Consider the following 23,369-nt stretch of genomic DNA (forward strand, 5'->3'; position numbering starts at 1 on the left):
AATTAACCAACCTTAAAGCCAATCAGGAACGAAGTTAGCGACGATGGTGACATCACTAAAGTTACGGTAACCGCGCACCATGATGCTGAATTCACCCGCTGGCTTGTTCAATACACACTGTTCGTTGCTGCTGTTCTGGTATGGGCGGCAGTCGTAGTTCGCTTTCGATACGGTGCCGTTGTGTTTCACATATAAGTCGGCATCGCCACTTCGAGGGCCGGTTAATGTTACCGTTAACTGACCTGCACTTTGAGTCGTAAATGTGAAGAACTGCTCTTCACCATATCCTGCAGTAAGTCCTTTAACAGGCACGCCATTTTGCAGCTCTTTAGGGCCTGCAACGGGTGAATCAAGGCTGGTTTCGACAAGGTAAGCAATGGCTAGTTTGGCGAACTTGGTCGCGTGTGTCGCCGTAGGATCGGAGTTCTCAAGCGTGTCGTGCTCAGTGTGAATACTTGGGTTGTAATCATTGAACATGCTTTCGAATGGCATGGCAGCTGGGTAGCCAACATTGTGCCAAGAGGCGTGGTCAGAACAGGCATAGCCACAATCATCGAAACCGTAACTGATGTCGCTCGCGTAAGTGTCGATCAGCTCGCTTAAATAGGCGGTGAGGTTGCTGTCGGTGTAGTCTGTGATGAAGGTGATATCGTGCGCTGAACCGTTGTAGTTGGTCATGTCTAATTGCAATACCGATACAACGTTGGCTTGCTCATCTCTTAAAGCGTTGGCGACATCTTGTGAGCCACGTAGCCCTACTTCTTCAGCAGCATAACCATAGAACTTAATGGTTTTGTCTGGTTGAATACCACTGGCGATCATCAGGCGAAGCGACTCTGTTACCGTTGCAATGCCTGACGCATCATCATCGGCTCCCGGTGAGATGGTGCCTTCGCTTGTCCAAGATCCAACGGTCGAATCAAGGTGTCCACCAACCACGACGATCTCTTCAGGATATTTAGCGCCAAGCAGTGTCACTTCAACGGATTTCTGTGGGTATTCGGCATGCGTGATCTGGCGTGCAGACGCATACGGCACATCTTTAATTTCCGTCTCCCAACGTTCTAAAAGCCAATCTGAAGCAGCGACACCAGTAGAAGTAGTATAAAAACGGTTGGTGAAGTTGGTTAGATTTTCGATGGTCGTGACCATGTTGTTCGGCTCGACCTGAGCGAGTAGGTCGTTCACCGTATCTTGATGGCTGATAACTGGCTTTTCGAAGTTGCTCATGGTCAGTGGCATAGCTGCCGCTTTGAGTGCGCTTGCTTTGTCTTCGTGCACCATGTAGCCACCACAACGGTGGGTTTCTTCGTGCATGTGGCTAGATAGTTTCGCCAGCTCTTTCTGGTTGATTTTCGCGACGATGGAATGCTTGTTTCCGGTCACGCTTGGATAAACCGTTGCGCCATGTTGAGTCATAATATGTTGTGCGTCCGCATCGGTGGTGATCCAAACTTCTTCGTTCGCTGGTGGTGTGATGCCTAGGGATGCGTAAGCCGAAGTACTGTTGATTAAGGCTAAAGAACCTCCGAGTACAGCCAAAGCTAGCATGCTTTTTTGAATAGCCATTTGTCGTCCTTTTTATGGTGAGTATTGTTATGTTGATGGGGGTGATTTTTGTGTAATACGTGGATGTTTTTGTGTAGATGTTTCATTTTCTGAACAGTTAACCGCGAAAAGGGCCCCTTTCGGAGCCCTGAATTTACTATCGATTATTGTGTTTTAATGAAACGGTAATGCTTGGTTTCTGAACAGATATCGCTTGAGGTACACACTTGGTACTCCACATCTACTGTTCCGTTATGACGGAACTTGTCGACGTATGAGTTGAAGTCTGTAGCGCCAACATTCTTGCCATTGCGCTTAATCACGAAGTAGTCGTTGGTGTCGTAATCCCATGCCAGCTTAACGCGAGCTTTGCCGTTCGGGTTTTTGTTACCAAACTTCAGTTTTAGCGGGAAGCCTTCTGCTGAGTCACCTTCAATCGTGACCGACTTGCTGGTTGATGTTGCAACGCCTGCATCGTCAGTCACGGTTAGAGTCACCACGTAGTCGCCAGCTTCAGCGTAGGTATAACGAGTCACTTCACCGGTTTGCGTGTTGCCATCGCCTAGGTTCCATTGGTAAGAGACGATCTGGCCATCGCTGTCCGAACTTGTGCTACGCAGCTCTACTTCTTTGCCTACGACCGTGTGTTCGAAAGAAGAAACTGGCGGTACGTTAGCATTGCCTGATTCGTACGATGCTTTCAGATTTGCACCTGCGTAATCTGAGTAACCCAGAATGTTCACCGTGTAGCGACCAGCTGTTGGGTTTTCAATTACACATACTTCATCGGTTACGCTTTCACTCTTACAGATATTCTCTTGAGAGCTTGGCGCATAATCTAGACCAACATACATATCCGGATCACCAGTAGACACAGCAAGATCAATCGTTAGCTTGTCTTGGCCTTCTGGTACTTCGATATCGAAGTAAGTTTTTGAGCCTGTTTCACCAGCAACTGCGGCTTCAACACCGTTTTCAAGGCGTTGATATTCCGGTTCTGGTGGAAGTGGTGGTTCGCCACACGGTGATACACCCACTAAGTTAAACGCAGAAACAACATCATCGGCACTGTAGCCAAGGTCGGTTGCTGAGTTTTTCACGCCACAGGCGCCCTGCCAAAAGTCACTGTTTTCAGACCAGTAGATCTGGTTGGCTAGCACGAACAGTTCGAACGCTTTTTTGGTGTCCCAACCTTGTGTGGTTGCAAGATGGTAGAACGCCTTGTTGAACACGCCAGAGCTGTAGTGCACGTTTAAGCCATCGTAGTACTCGGATGCGTTGTTGATTGAAGAGCCATCGCGTGATGGATCGTCCATGTAACGCAGCGCACCTTCGCCTTTAAAGATATTGCGTCCGACCATCCAGTCGTTGGTGCCTTTCATATAGTATTCTGCGGCTTCACCGGCCATGTCAGAGAAGGCTTCGTTCATACCGCCCGATTGGTTTGCGTAGATCAAACCTGAGTTTTGCTCAGTGAAACCGTGGCTCACTTCATGGGCTGATACATCTAGGCTAACAAGCGGGTAAAAGAAGCTCTCCCCATCACCAAAGGTCATGGCTCTGCCGTCCCAAAATGCATTCTCGTAGTTTTCACCGTAGTGAACACGCATCATGAGCTTGAAGGAGAGTGGCGCTGTGTCGAACCAGTTTTTATACATATCGAACACGATGTTGCCAAAGTAATGGGCATCGTTGAGTGGTGAGAATGCGCCGTTCACGGCTTTATATTCGTTACGAGGACATTCATAGCTGTAAGTGGTGTCGCCGTCGGTCGCGCCATTAAGGTCAACGGTAACGACATTTTCAGACTCCATTACACACTCTGTGCCCACTTCTTGAACATCAAGGTAGTGGTAGTCGGTGCCGTATTCGTACATGCCGGTTTTTTCGTTGCCGCCAGGGCCAGTACCGATCTGAGCATGGGCAATACCTTCCCAGCGGTCGATGACTTCGCCTGTGTGCGCGTCTAGCATGGTGAACGGTCGAGTCGGCTGTTCACTGCCTTCTACTAGGTAAGAGACAACGTACACTAGTCGTGTTTTATCTACGCTTTGCTGTCCGATGCCTTGCTTCACAGAGCCTTGATAGATAAATAGCTGATGTTGAACGTTGTCTAGAGATTTGCTGGTTAAGCCTTGAGTCTTTAGATCTTTACTTGCGAGTTCAACCGCTTGAGCGCTGTTGATTGATGGCTTAACAAAAGATCGCTCTAAGGTCGTTGTTTTAAGGTAGCGACCTTGAACGGACTTAAGTGCGCCACCTTGGACACTTTGGGTGGCATTTAGGTAATGTCCCCATACCGGTGTTCCCCAGATGTTCTGCTGGATCTTAACTTTATAGATACCACGCTTTTTCAGGTTTACTTCTTTCACCATCTTGAAGCTAGAGGCGTTACTGACTCCTAACTGAGCGTTTAACCCAGAGAAGCTAGTAAAGTTGATCGGTTGATCGATTTGAACGGATTCACTTGCATGCACTGACAAAGACATAGCACTGGCTATAGCAACGGCAACTAAACGTTTTCTTATTTTCATTGTTGTTTTCTCTTTCCATGTAAAATCCAAGAAAACGTAACAAATTAATCACAGCGAATTTACATCATTCGATCTGATTAATTAGTAGCATGGCAATGATCTCTTTTATTCATGAAACTTATATTTCTCGTATTTACAGATAGTTATCATTTCTGTTTATTTTTGAACGCACCTATATGTTTTTTTTATAAAATCATGACACTTTTATTAAGTGTTTATTTCTCTTGGAAATTAAGATTTTCGAGTAAATTGATCTGTGCCTCAATTAACGGATTCTGGGTTGATAGAAGGATCAACGATTTGAAAGTGTCACTTTAAACAGAAGGCCATTTAGCGAATTTAGGGGCAATTTTGATAAGAAATCGAAGACTTTTCGGCTTATTTTTCGAATTGTTAGTTAAAAGAGGGAAGGGGAATCGGGCACTTGTTTGGCACAGAGCACAAAATCTGCTGGATGAAAAAAGCCAGCGACGGGTCACTGGCTTAGATTAACTTAGTTTGTGCAGGCTACTGAATATAGGTAGGCAACTGCGACACTTAATTATGGTACGTGGCTAACGTCACTATAGCGAATTACTGCTTTTTACCGCCAACTTGTACGTAGTCGATACCGATAATACGGTTGATGATACCCAGAACAGAGCTCGTATCAGAGTTTGTTGAGCGAATCGTATCAACCGTTGCACCTTCAGGTACTAATTCCATTGCGCGGTCTTGAGTGTTACCTGGCACTTGGAAGCCTACAATGTTGAAGCTCTCAGCGTGCGCTGTGTAAACTTCTTCATTGTGGTTAATACCTGAACAACCTGCTAGAGAAACAATGCCTAAAACAACTAATAACTTTTTCATAAAAATACCTTAAGAATGATTGGAACCGAGATGGCAAGCCACAAAAGCAGTGTCGTGATTATCAAGATTCAATAAGTTCATGGGAGACAGCATCTCCCGACCGATGTTGAACATTATTCCAGAGGTGTTTTGTAGTTACTGTATGGGTTTGTCAGCTGAATCATTACACAGCTGAATGGTAATGGTGAATACCGCACCCTTTAAGGCTTGGCTCTGACCTACCTCCACGGTAGCGCCGTGTTGAGCACAGATCTTCTCGACGATAGACAGCCCTAAACCATGGCCGCTCTTGGCTTTGTTACGCGCTTTGTCGCCAACGTAAAAGGGTTCGAACAGGCGAGCTTGATGTTCTTGAGCCACACCATCACCGTCATCGTGTACCGCAATCTGTAGCTGATCTTGATGCACGCTTGCTTCAATCGACACTTGTGAGCGTGCGAATTTCATTGCGTTACGCACTAGGTTATCTAGTGCTCGGTTAAATAGCGTTTCATCCGCCATTATTGAGCTAGGTTGCTCTGGTAGCGATAGGTCGATGTTGAGCTGAGTGTCTTTGTTCCAACGCGCCATTGCGTGGTCGAGAAAGTCTCGAATCTCTAATGGCTTTTTTAAGTTTTCTAGGTCAGTGCTATCGAGTTTGGCGTAATACAATAGTTCATCGACCATCTTTTCCATCTCTTCCGTGTCTTCGACAATACTCTCAATCGTGCTTTCTTGCTCTGCGTTTAGCTGGGTGTCTTTCAACATTTCAGCTTGCCACTGAATACGGAATATTGGCGTGCGCAGTTCATGAGCGACAGCATTAGTGAGTGAGCGATTACTTTCTACCAAGCGATGAATTCGGTCGGCCATTAGGTTGAAGGATTTGTTCAGTGAACCAATCGCAATACCACTTGAAGTCTCGGCTCGTGTCGAGAGATCGCCCTCCGCAAAACGCAGAGTGGCAGCCTCAAGCTTTTTAACTCGGCGGAAGATAATAAATAGATGACATAACCCATATAAGATAAAGCTCGCTAAAAAGAACAACCAAATGAGGTCATCCTCCAACTCTATTTTTTGCCTAACGAACGCTTCACTGTTGGGGAGGTAGTGATAGGTATTGTCACTGCTTGCTAAGCGAAACCATAGGTCCCGTTCATCATCGTGAAAAACAAAGGTATTCGGATTCGTGCTGAAGAACTCTGAAACGGGGCTGGGTATTTCATCGTCTGGGCTGAATGTAACCAATTTATTTCGTGTGGTTTCTACAAACTGGTTTATCGCTTGATGAGCCGCTTCAAGGCCTTGATTTTTAGCGATGTTCTCGATCAATTGCTGGTGGGCAGCCGCTTCGTAATCTTCCAGTACGTATTCGTAGTCGGTATTGAGCTGATAGACGCTAATCTCGTAGGCGACAAGGCCGGCCATAAAGCAAACTAACAGCCCTATTAAGGACTCCAAAAAGATACGTCGCATAATCGCTCTCTTTTATTACGCTCGTATTGAGCGAGGTTAACGCCAGGCGGTCGAAACAAATAAGTAACCCTTCCCGCGTATGGTCTGAATTTTCTCTGCTGGTGTGTGGTCGTCGCCCAAAATCTTCCTTAGACGTACAACCTTGTTGTCAATCGTCCGGTCTATTCCGTCGTACTCAATCCCGCGCAATGTTTGCGTCAAGTAGTCACGAGATAACGGCGTGTCTGGGTTGCTTGCCAATAACCAAAGTAGGTCAAACTCGCTGTCAGTGAGTGATAAAACCGCACCTGAAAGTTCACACTTCTTATAAGTGTTTTTCAGAACGAGTTGATCGAACTGAAGGGTGTCTGAGTCATCGACTGAAGCGGTATTGGTGTCTTGGCGGCGTAATAGCGAACGAACTCTGGCCAGCAGAACTCTTGGTTTGATTGGCTTGGTGACATAGTCATCAGCCCCTGTCTCTAAACCAGCGACGTGGTCAAAGTCGTCATCGCTAGCAGTGAGCATCAAGATTTTACCTTTATAGTGCGTACGCGTCTGTCGGCAGATTGTAAGTCCATCAGTTACAGGAAGCATCAAATCCAGCAGTACGATGTCAGGTTGCTCCGTGAGGATGGTGTGTGCGGCATCACTGCCATCGTCCAACACCGTGACATCAAAATCTTGCGCGACGAAGTAGTCCTGCAACATTTTCTGAAGTTTCAAATCGTCTTCCACGATGATCATTTTAGGTTTTGTCATTCCATTATCAGCCTTGTTGTGCGTTTCACTTATTGAGATTAGGTGAGCGAGTCTTCGTCGTGATGAACCATTACGATTATACGCTATTGCATATAAGTTCAGATGCTTCGCCAAATACCTAAAGCGAATGATTAAACACTTTATAAGTTAGTTCAATGATGAATTGGCATTTATAGGAAAATAAAAAACATCGTTCAAATAGGCTCGACATTCTCATACATTTCCACGACAGATAAATTCAGCGCTAAACAATAGAATTTTCTCATCAAACATTTTGGGAATAACGGTATGAACGACTATAGAAATGCATTACTGGCGTTACCTTTGATTCTGTTAGCGGGCTGTAATTCAAGCTCTAACTCAGGTAAAGCTGCCACCAAAGTGCAAGCAAAACCTCAAGCGGATTACGTATTTTCATCAGCGAAACTGGGTGAGTTGTATAAAGAGCGACAAGAGGTCCAAGAATCCATAAAACTTGATTACAACGGTGTGCAGTATGAAATCGTTCTGTTTGCGGAAGATATTAGTGATAAGCAAAAAGTGGTTAGGCTTGCGGATAGTTTAGGTCAAAGTGTGGATCTGTACCTCCCTGATGCAGGATTTGATAGCTGCGGTATCTACACAGAGAGCAAGGGTTTGGACGTGTTTGATTGTGGTGCGGCTCAACGCTCAATCGGCAATGACACCACGTTAATTAACACGACGACGAATACTCATAAGCCCGTCGAGCTTGAGTATCACAATGAACTGGTTCAATACGTGACTAGCCTTGGGTCTACCATTCTGAGTAACACTAAAAGTGGGAACAAGGTAACGATAACCACCTCGTTTGCTTTCAACGCTTTTTACCGTGATGTGCTCAACGAGACTGGCGCTGTTGATCGCATTACTTCCACTCTAGGCGCATCAACCTATTCTCAGCTTTTTGATATCGTGAAATTGTATCAAGGCAGTGAGATGAAGTTGAAGTTTACCAACCATATTGGTGGAAGTGCCGACGATGATATCAATATGTACACCGGTCGCATGATCCACAGTAACAACATGACGACGATCGTAACGCCTACGGGGTCGGTGTTCTCTGGCGGCACGGATCTTTTCGCTGCGGGTAACCCACGAGTTTTGCAACGAGCAGATACCACTAAAGCCATTGAGCTTAATAAGCAGGTTGGTGTGCACAGTTGGGCTGAGGATGATAAAACAGCCAAAGACTTCCCATACACGAACGAAAGCCATCGCAAGCAAGCGACCTACTTTAAAAAGGTAATGGGAGACAAAGGAATCGACTTCTATATCTTCACGTTGGATTCTGCTCCGGCTTCTGGCGAACACTGGGTGACTAAGGCTGAGTCAGATAAATACGGTTTCATCACTCGCATTGAGTAGTTTAGGCTTGCAATAACATTAGAAACGACTGAGAAGGTTGGTGATGACGCTGTTGTCGCCAACCTTTTTTGTTCATTTTTTGATTCGTTACCTGTGTTGATTGTGGATTTCCTTGTCTTAAATTTCAGTATGAAAATTCCTTGATACTTCCTTTCCACTCCCTCCCCAAAAAGTTTCTACAAGGACTCTCACTGATTGATTCTTGAACTTTCTAAGCAAAAACATTTGACCAATAACTATCACACCTCAAATCTTTAATTGTTTTCATTAGTGCTCTAAATGATATTTAATTTATTGTTTTATAATGATTTTTGTTGTTTTGAATGCTGTATTGTTACGAGTTTGCTTTAAATAATCATTTGAACCCTAACTAAATTTCTGTCATTTTATATTTAACTGAACGTTCAATATAAAATAAAAGGACTGAGAAATGCCGAAGGTTGGGATGCCTGATATACGTAAACCACAGCTTGTTCAAGCCACCATGACGGTGATTGATCGAGTGGGTTTGCATGCCGCGAGTATTGCGTTGATCAGCAAAGAAGCGGGAGTCTCCACTGGCATTATTAATCACTATTTTGGTGGGAAGCATGGGCTGCTCGAAGAGACCATGCGTGAAATCCTTCGCCAACTTTCCAATACCATCACCACGTCACTAAAAGCACTTCCTGTTGATGCTCACCAACAGAGAATTAACGCGATCATCGATGGTAATTTCGAAGGTTACCAAGCAGAAAATAAGGTCGCGAAGGCGTGGTTGGCATTTTGGTCATATTCAATGCATGACGAGCAGCTGAAAAGACTGCAACGTGTGAATGAAAAACGTTTGATTTCACACTTACGTCTTGAGTTGAAAGGTATTTTGAATCATGAACAAGCGGATCTCGTTGCTCACGGGATTGCGTCTCTGATTGATGGTTTGTGGCTGAGAGGCACATTAAACCCAGATGGTATCGATGCTCAAAAGGCGCGTGCCATCATCAATGATTATCTAGATAAACAACTTACGTTCTACTCGTGTCACAGCAAATAGATCGCAGTGGTAGCGCTAGACGTTGAGCTAGAGCAAGAGCTAGAACGACCACTATTCGCACCTAATACTCACATATAGACCAGTAGAGTCTAATAACAATAATTAAGTCAGAATCTCAAATGGAAATGAACTCGTTATACATCGATGGCGCAGCGGTTAAAGCAACCTCTGGTGAAACCTTTGATAGCATTAACCCTGCAAACGGTGAACCTATCGCGACGTTAGGCCAAGCATCTTCTGCGGATGTCGACAGTGCTATTGAATCTGCGAAACGCGGATTTGCGGTATGGTCAGCAATGACCGCTGTGGAACGCAGCCGCATTCTTTTGAAGGCAGTGGAAATACTTAGAGCTCGAAATAATGACCTTGCAAATCTTGAGGTTGTTGATACGGGCAAGCCTCTGCAAGAAGCGATTGAAGTGGATGTGGCGTCTGGCGCTGATGTTATTGAATACTTTGCTGGTTTGGCTCCAACGCTACAAGGCGACCAACAGCCGCTGAGCGAATCTCAATTTTTCTACACTCGCCGCGAGCCGCTAGGCATTTGTGCGGGCATTGGCGCGTGGAACTACCCAATTCAAATCGCGATGTGGAAATCGGCTCCGGCATTGGCCGCGGGTAACGCGATGATTTTCAAACCTTCAGAAGAAACGCCGCTAACGGCGCTCAAGCTTGCAGAGATCTTTACCGAAGCTGGTCTTCCTGATGGCGTGTTCAACGTGGTTCAGGGCGATTACCGTGTAGGTCAAATGCTAACGGCGCACCCAGATATCGCGAAAGTGTCGTTCACGGGCGAAACCGGTACCGGTAAAGCGGTAATGGCAGACAGCGCTAAGACGCTGAAATCAGTCACCATGGAACTTGGCGGCAAGTCACCGATGATCGTGTTTGATGATGCGAAATTGGATGATGCAGTTTCCGCTTCGATGGTGGCTAACTTCTACACCCAAGGCGAAGTCTGTACTAACGGTACCCGTGTTTATGTACACGAAAACATCTACAACGCATTCATCGATCAACTTAAAACACGCACTGAGAAGCTGATCATTGGTGATCCAATGGACATGGAGACTCAGATCGGCGCGTTGATTTCTAAAGAACACCTTTCAAAAGTTCTCGAAGCGATTGAGCTGGCAAAACAGTCAGGGGCAACTCTGCTGACGGGCGGCTATCGAGTGACAGACAACGGCTTAGCGAACGGCAACTTTGTTATCCCAACCGTGTTTGTAGATTGCGAAGACAACATGCCTCACGTTCAACAAGAGATCTTCGGCCCTGTAATGTCAGTGTTGAAGTTTACGGACGAAGACGACGTGATTCGCCGCGCTAACGACACCAAATATGGCCTTGCGGCTGGTGTGTTCACGCAAAACCTTTCTCGTGCGCACCGTGTTATTCATCAAATGCAGGCAGGTATTTGTTGGGTGAACACGTGGGGTGACTCACCAGCAGAAATGCCGGTTGGCGGTTACAAGCTTTCGGGTATTGGCCGTGAAAATGGACCAGAAACCCTACTTCATTATACGCAGACTAAGAGCATTCTTATTGAACTTGGCGACTACGCCAGCCCTTATGCCTAACGCGTAACACTCAATTTTATGGGTTAGCTTAACAGAGCTAGCCCCACTGACTTATCTCAGGGAAATCAAAACATGGAACAACGCTACGATTATATTATCGTCGGCGCGGGTTCGGCCGGCTGTGTGTTAGCGGATAGGCTAACGGAAAGCGGTGAACATAGCGTTTTATTACTGGAAGCTGGTGGTACGGACAAGAGTATTTTTATCCAAATGCCAACCGCGCTTTCTTACCCAATGAATACTGAAAAGTACGCTTGGCAATTTGAAACAGAGAAAGAGCCGGGCCTTGATGGACGTGAACTGCACTGCCCACGTGGCAAAGTGTTAGGCGGCAGCTCATCGATCAACGGTATGGTTTATGTTCGTGGCCACGCGTGTGATTTTGACCAATGGGAAGAAGAGGGCGCAGCCGGTTGGAACTACCAAGCATGTCTGCCTTATTTCCGCCGTGCTGAATCATGGAACAAAGGCGGTGATGAATACCGTGGCGACAATGGCCCTGTCGGCACTTGTAACGGTAACGATATGGAGCTCAACCCGCTTTACCAAGCGTTCATCGATGCAGGTAAAGACGCCGGTTATCCAGAAACCAACGATTATAACGGCTACCAGCAAGAAGGCTTCGGCACCATGCACATGACGGTAGACAAGGGTGTTAGAGCCTCAACCTCTAACGCTTATCTACGCCGTGCATTGAAGCGTTCAAACCTGACCTTAAAGAAAGGCATCGTGGCGCGTCGTTTCCTACTTGAAGCACAAGACTCAAATGGTCAATCGGGCTTGAAAGCGGTTGGTGTCGAGTTTGAAAAGTCAGGCAATACCCAGGTGGCTGTGGCGAACAAAGAAGTGATCTCTTCTGCGGGTTCTATCGGTTCTGTTCAACTGCTGCAGCTTTCTGGTATTGGCCCGAAAGCCGTGCTTGAAAAGGCCGGTGTTGAAGTTAAACACGAACTGAGCGGTGTCGGTGAAAACCTTCAAGATCACTTAGAAGTGTACTTCCAATATCACTGCAACGAACCCATCACGCTCAACAGCAAGCTTGGTTTAGTCAGCAAAGGCATGATTGGTGCAGAATGGATTTTGACTCGTAAAGGCCTTGGTGCCACTAACCACTTTGAATCGTGCGCGTTTATTCGTTCTCGCAAAGGATTGAAGTGGCCAAACATTCAATATCACTTCCTACCAGCAGCGATGCGTTACGACGGACAAGCGGCCTTTGATGGTCACGGTTTCCAAGTACACGTTGGGCCTAACAAGCCAGAGAGTCGCGGTACGGTAGCGATCACTTCTGCTGATCCGCATGCCAAGCCAGAGATCATTTTCAACTACATCTCGACTGAACAAGATCGCCAAGATTGGCGCGATTGTATTCGTCTGACGCGTGAGATTTTGTCTCAACCTGCGATGGATGTGTACCGAGGCAAAGAGATTCAGCCGGGTCTAAATATTACTTCCGATGAAGCGATTGATGAATGGGTTAAGCAGAACGTTGAAAGTGCTTATCACCCTTCATGTGGCTGCAAAATGGGTTCAGATGATGATCCAATGGCAGTGCTTGATGAAGAGTGTCGCGTTCGCGGTGTCGATAATTTACGTGTTGTCGACTCATCGGTTTTCCCAATCATTCCAAACGGTAATTTGAACGCCCCGACCATTATGGTTGCCGAGCGTGCTTCCGATTTAATTTTGGGTAAGCCAATGCTCAAAGCGCAGGACGTTCCAGTGTGGATTGCACCTGAGTGGCAAGAGACGCAAAGAATAAATAAACCAGTAAGAGAAGCGTAAGCCTCTGTTATTAGTTAAAAAATAGAAAATATTTCAAAAATAGAAAAAGCAAAAAGTAACAACAAAAATTAGTCAAAAGTCAAAAGAACTGCTCTCTATCGGTGTTGATATCGAGCAGAAAAAGGAAAGATAAAAAGGAACCATTATGACGACTCTAAATATTCAGAACATGACCACGAAAACGTTAACAGCACTAGCCATTAGTTCATTTGCATTTGGTGCTAACGCTTCTATTGAACCGCAGCAATGTGAAAACGTTCGCTTCGCTGATGTAGGCTGGACTGACATTACCGCAACAACCGCCGTTACTTCTGAACTATTAAAAGGCCTTGGTTACAAAACCAAAACCGACCTACTTTCAGTACCGGTGACTTACTCTTCAATGGCGAACGGCGATATTGACGTATTCCTAGGTAACTGGATGCCAACTATGGAAGGCGATATTGCTAAGTACCGTGAAGCGGGCACGGTTGAAACCGTTCGTGCCAACCTTGAAGGCGCAAAATACACACTAGCTGTACCAAAATATGTGTACGACTCTGGCGTAAAAAGCTTCGCAGACCTAGCAAAACATGCCGACAAGTTTAAAGACCGCATCTACGGTATTGAGCCGGGTAACGATGGCAACCGCTTAATCCAATCAATGATTGATTCTGACGCGTTTGGCTTGAAAGATTTCAGCCTAGTGGAATCAAGTGAAGCGGGCATGGTATCGCAAGTATCTCGCGCTGCTCGTCGTAGCCAGTGGATTGTTTACCTTGGTTGGGCTCCGCACCCAATGAACAGCAATGTTGAAATGGAATACCTATCAGGTGGTGACGACTTCTTCGGCCCTAACTACGGCGGCGCGAATGTTTACACCAATGTTCGTTCAAACTACCTGTCTGAATGTGCAAACGTCGGTCAACTTCTGCAAAACCTAGAGTTCACTCTAGAGATGGAAAACCAGTTGATGGAAGAGATTCTTAACCAAAAAGTTAAGCCAGAGAAAGCGGCTCAACAATGGTTGAACAATAACCCTCAACAAGTTGAAGCTTGGTTAGACAACGTAAAAACGCATAAAGGTGAATCAGCGACTCAAGCGGTTACTGAATACCTAAAACAAGTTAAAGCTTAGTTCTACCTATCTCAACAGCTACATAAATAATAAAGGTGGGCTTGCCAATTTATCGATTGGTTTGAAGTAGCCCACCTATAATAAAAGGCAATATTGTGAATTTTATTACGGAAAACAAAATCCCTGTCGGACAATGGATGGAAGCGGGTGTTGATTGGCTAACAATCAATGCAGCAGGCTTTTTTGATGCTATTTCTATCTTTTTAGAAACTGTCATTATGTTTTTAGTCGATGTATTTAAGTGGATGCCGCCTGCACTGCCAATCGTGATGACTGCTGCGATTGCATGGTACTTACACCGTAAACCTTCGCTGGTGATCTTTGTGGTCGCAGCACTGCTGACTATTCTTAACCTCGGTTATTGGCAAGAAATGCTGGAAACCTTTGTTCTCGTCTTTGCGGCGACAACGATTTCCGTATTAATTGGCGTACCGGTTGGCATCATGGCTGCTCACCGTCCTTGGCTCTATACAGTTTTGCGTCCAATCCTTGATTTGATGCAGACAGTCCCAACTTTCGTTTATCTGATTCCAACTCTGGTTCTATTCGGCTTGGGTATTGTTCCTGGCTTAATCTCGACCATTATTTTCGCGATAGCTGCACCGATTCGTTTAACCTACTTAGGCGTCACTAAAGTGCCCGAAGAGTTGATTGAAGCGGGTAAAGCGTTTGGTGCCAGCCGCATGAAGTTGCTGATGAAGGTCGAATTACCGGCTGCCTTACCAAGCATCATGGCGGGTGTAACCCAATGTATTATGTTGTCGCTTTCGATGGTGGTTATCGCCGCTCTTGTCGGTGCTGACGGACTTGGTAAACCTGTTGTTCGAGCATTGAACACAGTGAACATCTCACAAGGTTTTGAAGCTGGATTAGCGATTGTATTAGTCGCAATCATCCTTGACCGCTTGTGCAAAACACCAAACCAGAAGGAAGCTTAATCATGTCTAACTCTCAGGAAAAAAAGACAATGGACGCGATTACCATTAAGAATCTCGATGTTGTGTTTGGTAATAAATCGAAACAAGCGCTTGAGCTACTCGACCAAGGTAAAACTCGCCAAGAGATCATTGATGAGACTGGCCAAGTGGTTGGCGTAGATAATGTGTCGCTGACCGTTGAAGAAGGCGAGATTTGTGTGCTGATGGGGTTGTCTGGTTCTGGTAAATCATCTTTGCTTCGCGCAGTTAACGGCCTGAATGAGATCAGCCGTGGCTCATTGGCGATCAAAGATGGAGACAAGCAGGTTGATTTAGGTGAACAGTGCGACGAAGCGACCTTGCGTCATCTTCGTACTCACCGCGTTTCTATGGTGTTCCAAAAATTTGCCCTAATGCCTTGGTTAAACGTGTTAGATAACGTGGCGTTTGGTCTTGAAATGCAGGGTGTAGCGAAAGATGTTCGTCGTGCTAAAGCGCGTGAACAGCTTGAAATGGTGGGTTTGGCAGAGTGGGAAACCAAATTTCCACATGAGCTTTCTGGCGGCATGCAGCAACGTGTTGGTCTAGCGCGTGCCTTTGCGATGGATACCGACATTCTTCTTATGGATGAACCGTTTTCAGCGCTTGATCCGCTGATTCGTGCGCAGTTGCAAGATGAGCTAATTTTATTGCAAAACAAGCTTAACAAAACGATTTTGTTCGTGAGTCATGACCTAGATGAAGCACTGAAGATTGGTAATAACATTGCGATCATGGAGTCAGGCAAACTGATTCAACACGGTAAGCCTGAAGAGATCGTACTGACGCCAAAAACCGAATACGTAAAAGACTTCGTTGCTCACACCAATCCATTGAATGTGCTTAAAGGTCGTTCTTTAATGCAGCCTCTTGATTCACTGACGCAAGAGAATGAAAGCTGGAAGATCTGCGATTCTAAAGATCTCTGGATTGAACAGAATGAAGGTGCTTTATCGGTGAAAGGTGAATCTACCTTGGCGCTTGTTGAGTGGAGCGAGTCTGACGACCTAACCGCGATTAACGCGTCTAGTGTGGTAGTGACAAGCCCGGAGATTGGTATGCGTGATGCGATTAAGCTTAAGCAGATCAGTAACCACCCAATTCTGTTGGTTGAAAATAATCAATTGGTAGGGATTTTGGATAACAGCGAGTTTTACAACGCGCTAACGGGTAACTTTCAGATGAATACCGCTGCGTAAAATTTCGTTTTTCAGCTTAGCTATTGAGGCTGGTTTTTTATTGGGTGGAGAGGATTAAATCTCTCTACCTCTATGATTATTAAAATATATTATTCTTTGAGTTTGTATTCTCTGGTTCATTATTTTTGTCTTCATTGAAGCTTTCATTCCCCCTTCATTAAGCAAAAGTGCCGTACCACGCAAGTTTAGTGGTATAGAAAAGATTGAGAATAGTATGAACATCAGTACAATGCGGAAAAATCAATGAAGTAATTTATCAATTTACAGTGTAATTCGAGCGCGCGTGACGTAATCACTCGAGACATTTCATCGCTTCGACGCTGTAAAACCATTCACAGTATATTAGTACAAAGGTCTGCATCTTGGACAAACATGACGAAATCCTGGTCGCTATTCGCCAAATTATTCGCGCTATCGATTTACACTCGAAGAAGCTGAGTAAAGAGTATGGTTTGACTGGCCCTCAATTAATCTTAATGAGAGCAATCCAAGAAATGGGTAATGTGACGATCAAAGAATTGTCTAATCAGACCAATGTAAGCCAAGCAACGACGACGACGATCATCGACCGTCTTGAGTTAAATGGCTATGTACAACGAGTACGCAGTTCATCGGACCGCCGTAAAGTACACGCGAACCTGACTGAAAAAGGTCAAGAGTTGCTAAACAATGCGCCACCGCCGCTGCAAGATAACTTCGTTAAAAAATTCCAAAACCTAGAGACGTGGGAGCAAAGCTTACTGCTTTCTTCGATGCAGCGTGTATCAGCAATGATGAACGCAGAAGACATCGACGCTGCTCCAGTGCTTCAGCTTGAAGGCATTGCAAACGTAGCCAAAAGCTAACGTTAGTTTTAAATTATCTATTTAAAACAAAAACTTAAATAATTATTAAATGGTCGCATTAAGCGGCCATTTTTGATCTCACTATGTAAAATTTCTCGTTATACTGCCTATTCGCTACGCCCTTCTATTTTAAATCTCCTTGGGTTTTAACCCTACGTTGTAATCACCCTATTTATTTGTATTCAAAAATGCATTGACGATTCTCTGACAATAAAATTATAGACCGACCGGTCTTCTTTGTATTATTGTGTGCTCATCTTAACCACGAGGTGATGTATGAAATACGAATTGACGCCAACACAAATGACCATGACGTTGAACAACATGCAGGGAGCTTTTGCACAGAACCCGATGCCAGCGGTATCGGTGAGAATTGAGCAGTTGCTTGCACTTAAATCTGCGCTTATCGACTACACAGATCGTTTGTGTTCAGCCGTGAGTGAGGACTATGGTCACCGCAGTCGACAAGACACTTTGATGGCTGACATATTGCCTTGCATCGGAAATATTGATCACAGCATTGAGTGTTTACCTCATTGGTCGACATCTTCGATTCGTCATTCCGGCCCTTTACTTTCAACCTCTCGTGTTGAAGTGGTTTATCAACCCAAAGGCGTTGTCGGGATCATTGCTCCGTGGAACTTCCCGATCATGTTATCCGTCGGCCCACTTATTTCGGCGCTGGCTGCGGGAAATCGCGCCATGATCAAGATGAGCGAATTTACCCCAGCGACGAACCAAGTATTAACAGCGCTATTGGCGGAAGTTTTCCATGCCGATGAGGTGTGCTTGGTTGAAGGTGAGGTAGAAATCGCAGCCGCATTTTCGGCGTTGCCGTTTGATCATCTTCTGTTTACGGGGTCAACCCAAGTGGGTCGCCAAGTGATGAGGTCAGCGGCTGACACGCTAACTCCAGTTACGCTAGAGCTAGGCGGTAAGTCACCGGTTATCGTTGCAGAAGACATGCCAATTGATATCGCGGTTGAGCGAATCATTTATGGTAAGAGCCTCAATAACGGGCAGGTGTGTGTGGCTCCTGACTATGTATTGCTACCTGAAGGGAAAGTTGAATCTTTCATTCAAGAGTATAAAAAACAGTACCAATTGCTGTTCGATGAAGGGGTGTATTCCGAGAGTTTGACGTCCCTAATCAATCCTCGTCAATGCGACCGCATAGTTGGTTTGTTGAATGAAGAACGACAAGCTGGAACGCGAACAGTGGCCTGCCATGACGAAGCGATGGACTTAGATTGCCAACGACTGGTGACACATCTGATTGTTGAACCAAGCCTGTCATCCAAGGTGATGAACGAAGAGATTTTCGGCCCACTATTACCCTTGATTACGTATCGCAATATCGAAGAGGCGTTCCAAGTCATCAATAGCAAACCAAGGCCGTTAGCGCTTTATCTAATGAGCTTTGATTTGAGCTTACAAGCTCAGGTTAAACACCAAGTTCATTCCGGTGGAATGTGTATCAATGACTGTGTTTTTCATTTAGCGGTTGATGACGCGCCGTTTGGTGGCATTGGCGAATCAGGCCAGGGCAATTATCACGGTAAAGAAGGGTTTATCACTTTCTCTCACGCTAAAACTGTGTTGGAAACAGGTTTAGATCACCGCGTTAAGCATCTGTTTTCAAAAGAAGACAACGAATTAAAAACCGCAGTGATGGGCATGCTTGGCCAGTAAATCACTGTTGGAATGACACTGTTTATTTTTCAAAAAGTTATTTTCACGAAATTATTTTAAGAGGTTACTTTTATGTTGGAACGTTTTTTTGAACGTACGATCAAATCGTATTTGATGATTACAGGTTTCTTAACAGCGACGGCATTTTCCACTTTCCTAGCGCCAGATTGGAGTATGCAGACGCTGTTCTCGTACAACGATACCATGATGGAAAACAAGGAGTACTTGCTCGGTACTTATCAACACTGGGGTGTGATGGTTGGCTGTATTGGTGTGTTGTTGATGTTCTCGGCGAAGTACAAATCGTTGCGAACCTCGACCATGATTTACAGCGCATTTGAGAAGTCGATGTTTGTTGGTATCTTCTTATACAACGTGTGTATCAACGATTATGAGTGGTTCTATGGCAGCAGCTCAAGAGTATGACCCTGCGCTCGACTTATTACATTGGATGTCGCAAGCCGCGCATTAATTCAAATCTTAACTCAGGTTACTCGCAGAAAAGTTAATTACTGAAAAAGTTAATTACTGAAAAAGTTAATCACAGAAATTGGAGAACGTCTTATGCAGACATTCAAGAAATCTTTAGTCTTCACTGCAATGGCCGCGGCAAGCAGTGCTGCTCTGGCCGCAGAATCAGAAAAACCGAATATTGTTGTCATTGTTGGCGATGATGTGGGCTTTGCCGATACTCAGCCTTATGGCTCAGAAGCCAATACACCAAACCTAATGGCGCTGGCTGAAGAGGGGGTTAAGTTTACTAACTTTCACGCGTCACCAACCTCATCGGTAACGCGCTCTATGATGTTAACCGGAGCAAATAGCCACGAGGTTGGGCTAGGCACCTTCGACTATGCTGTCTATCCGGGTGCGATTGGCAAGCCGGGTTATGAAGGTTACCTCACCAAGAAAGGGGTTACGGTCGCAACGCTGCTTAAAGAGAGTGGCTATAACACTTACCTCTCTGGTAAATGGCACTTGGGGCACGAGGATGGCTTCTTACCTGACGATCGAGGTTTTGAAGAGAGTTACGGTATATTAGCGGGCGGCTCTAATCACTTTAATCGAGATATGATGTTCCCGGCCAAAAATGCCGCGACAGCGGATGCGCTGCAAAAAGGGGATATTCCCGGCGTCGAAGTTGAGCCAACTTACCGCAACGGCGAGGTGGTTGAGGATAAATACAAAGGCGAGTACTCAGACCAAGTTTACACCAACGAGATCATCAAGATGATCGACAGCAAAAAAGACGACGGCAAGCCTTTCTTCGCCTACGTCCCATTCACCGGTATTCACCTGCCACTGCAAGCGCCTGAGTCTGCCTATCAAGATAACGTCGATTACTACGTTGAGCATGGTTGGGACTCGGTTCGAGAAGACCGTTTTCAACGCATGAAAGAGATGGGTGTGATTCCAAAAGACGCCGATATTTCAGATCGTAACGCATTAAGCCGACCTTGGGATTCGCTCTCTGAGAAAGAACAAAAGTGGTATGGCAAGAAAATGGCTGTCGCGATGGGCATGATGGAAATGCAGGACCAACAAGTCGGCCAGATAGTCGATTACCTGAAAGAAATCGGGGAATACGATAATACTTACATCATGTACCTAGCGGATAACGGCCCAGAAGCGGCGGATATTACCGGTGAAAATATCAGTGATTTGATCCGAACATGGACTGCTCATCATTTCGATAATTCGACTGAAAACTTGGGTAAGGCGAACTCCAGTGTGTCACTTGGTCCTGAGTGGGCAAGTGCTTCAACCGGTGGCCTATCTTGGTACAAAGCTTATACAGCAGAGGGCGGTATCCGTGTGCCGTTTATCGTTAAGCCAGCCAAAGCGCTTTTAGACGGTGAAGATGCGTTGCAACCGGGAACTCAGACAGACGACTTATCTCAAGTGAAGGACATTGCAGCCACGATTCTTGAGATTGCAGAGGTCGATCATCCAGGAACGGAATATCAAGGTAGAGAAGTAGCGCCGATGAGTGGTGTGAGCTTGTTGCCTTACTTCAAAGGGGAAACGGCAGACGTGCACAGTGCCAACAATGCGATTCCATTTGAATTGTTTGGTAGCGGAATTCTGCTTAAAGGTGATCATAAGATCATCCGAATTTCTACGGGAATGGGTGGCGACAGTGAGTGGCACTTATACAACACCAAGAAAGATCCAGCTGAGCAACATGACTTGAGAAACCAAATGCCAGATCTGTTCCTTGAAATGGTCGCTGAATATCAAGAATACGAAAAAGCGCAAAATATCGTCCCGGTTGACGAAGCGTGGAACCCGTTTGAAAACGTGAAATAGAGGAAAAAATCACTCGGCCAACCTAATGCCATCAAGCTTGGTTGGCCGATGAACACCGTGTAAAGGAATTACGAATTGTTTTGGCTAATACAATAACTTTTACATCGAGGCACTCTTCATGACGACATTATCGCTATCAAATTTGAGTTCAGTTCCGCAGTTCAATGGCAAAGCACACAGCAAACTTCAGGCGTTAGCAAAACCGATTGGGGCGGTGTGTAATATCAGTTGCACCTACTGTTATTATTTAGAAAAACAACAGCTGCTTGATTACCCAAAAGGCTCTCAATATATGATGGATGAAGTTCTGTTAGAGCGTTATATCAAGCAGTACATAGAAGGGCAGAATACGCCTGAAATCATCTTTTCTTGGCACGGTGGAGAGCCTACCTTGTTGGGGGTTGAGTACTTTCAAAAAGTCGTCGAGCTGCAGAAAAAATATTGTCCTAACCACAGTAAGATCAGCAACGACCTTCAAACCAACGGCACGTTACTGAATGATGCGTGGTGTGAGTTCTTCAAAAAAAATGACTTTATCATTGGTGTGAGCATTGACGGCCCAGAGCACTTACACAATCACTACCGAACCAACCGTGCAGGCAAAGGCACTTTTTCTCAAACAATGCGTGGTATTCACTACTTGAAGCAGCATAACGTCGAGTTCGCGACCCTAAGCTGCGTGAATGATGTGACAGGTAAATATCCACTAGAGGTTTATCGCTTTCTGCGCGATGAAGTGGGTTCGAAGCAATTGCAGTTTATTCCTGTGGTCGATAAGCGTGAGGCTCATACCAACAATAAATGGTTGAGCAACCAACAAGCGATCATACCCGTATCAGGCGAGGTTGAAGCGTGGAGTGTCGATTCAGTGCAATGGGGAGAGTTCCTCACTACCGTTTTTGACGAGTGGTTCGAACATGATTTTGGACAAATATTAGTGCCGTACTTTGAAAATTTTGTCGGAGTGTGGATGGGCAGAGAAAGCACCATGTGTACCTTGAGTGAGATCTGCGGCAAAGGGTTAGCGGTTGAGCCCAATGGCGATGTGTACTCATGTGACCATTATGTATTTCCTGAATTTCAGTTAGGTAATATTCAGGAACAAGCACTTTCAACTTTAGCCTTTTCGCCAAAGCAGCAGAGTTTTGGGTTCGCCAAACAGAAGTCTCTGCCGAAACAATGCCAAGCCTGTGAGTTTAAATTTGCATGTCATGGCGAATGCCCCAAAAACCGTATCATCACAAGCCGAGATGGTGAGGCGGGGTTAAATTATCTCTGTGAAGGTTGGCTGAGCTTCTTCAAGCATATCGACCCTGTTATTAAGGACTTATTCAAAGCCAATAATATCCCGTCTCGTCTGGGGTAACGGAGTAAGCGTGAATGGATTCAATCTAGATTTAAAGTTAGATAAAAGGCTCGCTAAATTGTGCGAGCCTTTTGGTATTTGGTAACGGGTATCTAGTCAGCCGATTCTTGGGCTGGACTCATGGCGAGAAGAGTCTCTTCCATGGCATTGTTTAGAATCGAACGGTTACGCTGCATGGCGGCCATGAGCGTTGAGCCAAGCCATAAACCATAAAGCGTTCGAGATAGCGATTCTGGCTCTGCGATAGTGAAATCACCGGCCTCATTGCCTTCTTCAAACAGCTTCGCCATACGCAGGATGATCTTTTCCGCGCCTTCAGCCATGGTCGATTGCAACGGGTTTTCAGATCCAGCTACTTCTCCCGCCAGTTTTACGACAAGACATTGGATATTGAAGTCTTCAGTCAGTTTCGATGCACACCAAAACTCGAAATAGGCTTTAACGCGATCACGATGAGAAAGCGATTCATCACTTAAAAAGTCATCCAGCTTAGCGAGATGCTCATCAAAGTAGTTAGTAAGAAGGATCTCACCAAAGTGCTCTTTGGATTTAAAGTAGTGGTAAAAAGAACCCTTCGTGCCTTCCGCTTGGTTGATGATCTTCATCAGGCCAACACCAGCAAACCCGTGTTCATTAATAAGGCTAAATCCTGCATCGAGCATAGCTTGTCGCATGTCTTTCATTGTTCTTACTCTTTATGCTGAGAATGAGGAATAGTGTAACGAGCAACATACCAACCGTCCAGTCTAGCGCGTTAGGACGCGGTCAATAATTGACTCGTTTCGTCAAAGTAACTTTCTCTCTTATTGGCACTTCTAAGCGACAAAACTTTTTTCAAGATAAGCACATCCTATAAATCGAAAATAATAACCTTAAAGGGCTTGTTTGGTGTCTTAAAATGGCTAAATCAGGGTGTTTTAAGTTGCTGTTTTTGTTGGTTTTTAATTTGGTGTTTTCTTGAGATCGCAATGGT

17 protein-coding genes and 2 pseudogenes are annotated in these 23,369 nt (G+C 45.3%); 13 read left to right on the forward strand and 6 right to left on the reverse strand.

The features are described 5' to 3' along the window. Positions 1–12: 12 nt before the first annotated feature. The 5 genes from AB4503_RS12495 to AB4503_RS12515 all read right to left on the reverse strand — a co-directional run bounded on the left by AB4503_RS12495 (position 13) and on the right by AB4503_RS12515 (position 7,127). Positions 13–1,569, reverse strand: a complete 1,557-nt coding sequence (locus tag AB4503_RS12495; protein ID WP_065584460.1) for a M28 family metallopeptidase — start codon at positions 1,567–1,569, stop codon at positions 13–15. 143 nt (positions 1,570–1,712) lie between these two features. Continuing rightward, positions 1,713–4,082 (reverse strand): M4 family metallopeptidase, encoded by a 2,370-nt coding sequence (locus tag AB4503_RS12500; RefSeq protein WP_372114886.1) that lies wholly within the window; start codon positions 4,080–4,082, stop codon positions 1,713–1,715. 573 nt (positions 4,083–4,655) lie between these two features. Further along, positions 4,656–4,931, reverse strand: coding sequence for a hypothetical protein (locus AB4503_RS12505; RefSeq protein WP_372114889.1), 276 nt, complete (start codon positions 4,929–4,931; stop codon positions 4,656–4,658). Positions 4,932–5,066: 135 nt separating this feature from the next. Beyond that, the gene (locus AB4503_RS12510) at positions 5,067–6,386 is read right to left on the reverse strand and encodes a sensor histidine kinase (protein WP_372114891.1); all 1,320 of its coding nucleotides are present in this window, start codon (positions 6,384–6,386) and stop codon (positions 5,067–5,069) included. A gap of 36 nt (positions 6,387–6,422) precedes the next feature. Beyond that, positions 6,423–7,127 (reverse strand): response regulator, encoded by a 705-nt coding sequence (locus AB4503_RS12515; protein ID WP_029235682.1) that lies wholly within the window; start codon positions 7,125–7,127, stop codon positions 6,423–6,425. Between the two features lie 288 nt (positions 7,128–7,415). Here AB4503_RS12515 and AB4503_RS12520 point away from each other — a divergent pair, with 288 nt between their 5' ends. From AB4503_RS12520 to AB4503_RS12580, 13 genes and pseudogenes are all read left to right on the forward strand, one after another. Next, positions 7,416–8,513, forward strand: a complete 1,098-nt coding sequence (locus AB4503_RS12520; protein WP_372114893.1) for an alpha/beta hydrolase — start codon at positions 7,416–7,418, stop codon at positions 8,511–8,513. A gap of 430 nt (positions 8,514–8,943) precedes the next feature. Then, positions 8,944–9,546: a transcriptional regulator BetI gene (betI, locus tag AB4503_RS12525; RefSeq protein ID WP_004732441.1), complete on the forward strand. Its 603-nt coding sequence runs from the start codon at positions 8,944–8,946 to the stop codon at positions 9,544–9,546. Positions 9,547–9,665: 119 nt separating this feature from the next. Then, positions 9,666–11,126: a betaine-aldehyde dehydrogenase gene (betB, locus tag AB4503_RS12530; protein ID WP_017066481.1), complete on the forward strand. Its 1,461-nt coding sequence runs from the start codon at positions 9,666–9,668 to the stop codon at positions 11,124–11,126. Between the two features lie 72 nt (positions 11,127–11,198). Continuing rightward, positions 11,199–12,911, forward strand: a complete 1,713-nt coding sequence (betA, locus tag AB4503_RS12535; protein ID WP_372114897.1) for a choline dehydrogenase — start codon at positions 11,199–11,201, stop codon at positions 12,909–12,911. A gap of 145 nt (positions 12,912–13,056) precedes the next feature. After that, a complete protein-coding gene (locus tag AB4503_RS12540; RefSeq protein ID WP_017071877.1) occupies positions 13,057–14,028 on the forward strand; it encodes a choline ABC transporter substrate-binding protein in 972 nt (323 codons plus the stop codon). A 95-nt stretch (positions 14,029–14,123) separates the two neighbouring features. Continuing rightward, positions 14,124–14,966 (forward strand): choline ABC transporter permease subunit, encoded by an 843-nt coding sequence (gene choW / locus AB4503_RS12545; RefSeq protein ID WP_009845976.1) that lies wholly within the window; start codon positions 14,124–14,126, stop codon positions 14,964–14,966. A gap of 2 nt (positions 14,967–14,968) precedes the next feature. After that, positions 14,969–16,183 (forward strand): choline ABC transporter ATP-binding protein, encoded by a 1,215-nt coding sequence (gene choV / locus AB4503_RS12550; protein WP_108110778.1) that lies wholly within the window; start codon positions 14,969–14,971, stop codon positions 16,181–16,183. Positions 16,184–16,545: 362 nt separating this feature from the next. Beyond that, a complete protein-coding gene (locus tag AB4503_RS12555) occupies positions 16,546–17,028 on the forward strand; it encodes a MarR family winged helix-turn-helix transcriptional regulator (RefSeq protein WP_004732429.1) in 483 nt (160 codons plus the stop codon). Positions 17,029–17,304: 276 nt separating this feature from the next. After that, positions 17,305–18,720, forward strand: coding sequence for a coniferyl aldehyde dehydrogenase (locus AB4503_RS12560; protein WP_372114900.1), 1,416 nt, complete (start codon positions 17,305–17,307; stop codon positions 18,718–18,720). Between the two features lie 72 nt (positions 18,721–18,792). Next, positions 18,793–19,134, forward strand: a pseudogene (locus AB4503_RS12565) (hypothetical protein); the annotation flags it as partial. Beyond that, positions 19,124–19,192 (forward strand): annotated as a pseudogene (locus AB4503_RS12570) (sel1 repeat family protein); the annotation flags it as partial. The pseudogenes AB4503_RS12565 and AB4503_RS12570, both read left to right, overlap by 11 nt. A 92-nt stretch (positions 19,193–19,284) precedes the next feature. Further along, positions 19,285–21,030, forward strand: coding sequence for an arylsulfatase (locus AB4503_RS12575; protein ID WP_102496317.1), 1,746 nt, complete (start codon positions 19,285–19,287; stop codon positions 21,028–21,030). A gap of 118 nt (positions 21,031–21,148) precedes the next feature. Then, positions 21,149–22,396 carry an anaerobic sulfatase maturase gene (locus tag AB4503_RS12580; protein WP_372114903.1) on the forward strand — a complete coding sequence of 416 codons (1,248 nt, stop codon included), beginning with the start codon at positions 21,149–21,151 and terminating at the stop codon, positions 22,394–22,396. A gap of 92 nt (positions 22,397–22,488) precedes the next feature. On the opposite strand, the gene AB4503_RS12585 is transcribed toward AB4503_RS12580, so the two are convergent. Then, the gene (locus AB4503_RS12585; RefSeq protein WP_372114905.1) at positions 22,489–23,079 is read right to left on the reverse strand and encodes a TetR/AcrR family transcriptional regulator; all 591 of its coding nucleotides are present in this window, start codon (positions 23,077–23,079) and stop codon (positions 22,489–22,491) included. Positions 23,080–23,369 lie beyond the last annotated feature (290 nt).

It is taken from the genome of Vibrio sp. 10N.222.55.B11 (assembly GCF_041473705.1).
Lineage (GTDB): Bacteria > Pseudomonadota > Gammaproteobacteria > Enterobacterales > Vibrionaceae > Vibrio > Vibrio crassostreae_C.